This is a genomic window from Vibrio genomosp. F10 str. 9ZD137, assembly GCF_049974785.1.
In the GTDB taxonomy this organism is placed as follows: domain Bacteria; phylum Pseudomonadota; class Gammaproteobacteria; order Enterobacterales; family Vibrionaceae; genus Vibrio.
The window spans coordinates 1-450 of record NZ_JBNGCJ010000018.1; the positions used below are offsets into that span (position 1 = coordinate 1).

General features: G+C 50.2%; 1 protein-coding gene. It reads right to left on the reverse strand.

Features of this window, described 5'->3' with window-relative positions; translation table 11 throughout:
• The coding region (locus ACP45E_RS00300; RefSeq protein ID WP_198927655.1) for an AAA family ATPase at positions 1-450 on the reverse strand (450 nt) is incomplete at both ends.

Sequence of the window (450 nt, forward strand, 5' to 3'; positions counted from 1 at the left end):
CACCAACGTCAATCCATTGGGAAAGATTCGAATCAGGGTAACGTTCTGGCTTTCTCGTCGCCATCACCAACGCCACAATATAGCGTTCAACTAATTCTGAAACGGCAACATCTGGAAGTTGGCGACGTGCCTCTAAGACGAGAGATGGTTCTATATGGGGTGGAGCGGTATCATCGGTTTGCTTGGTGACCCCAAGCTCCTCACTGCGTACAAGTCGAATAATGTCGCGCTCGGCTTCATCTTCCGGGTAATCGACCGTCACTTTCATGATAAAGCGGTCCATTTGAGCTTCTGGCAACGGGTACGTGCCTTCTTGTTCGACAGGGTTTTGTGTGGCCAATACCATAAACAATTCAGGCAAAATATGAGTTTGCCCCCCTACCGTTATGGTGCCTTCCGCCATCGCTTCAAGCAAAGCCGCTTGGACTTTGGCTAGATCGGAAGAGCGGT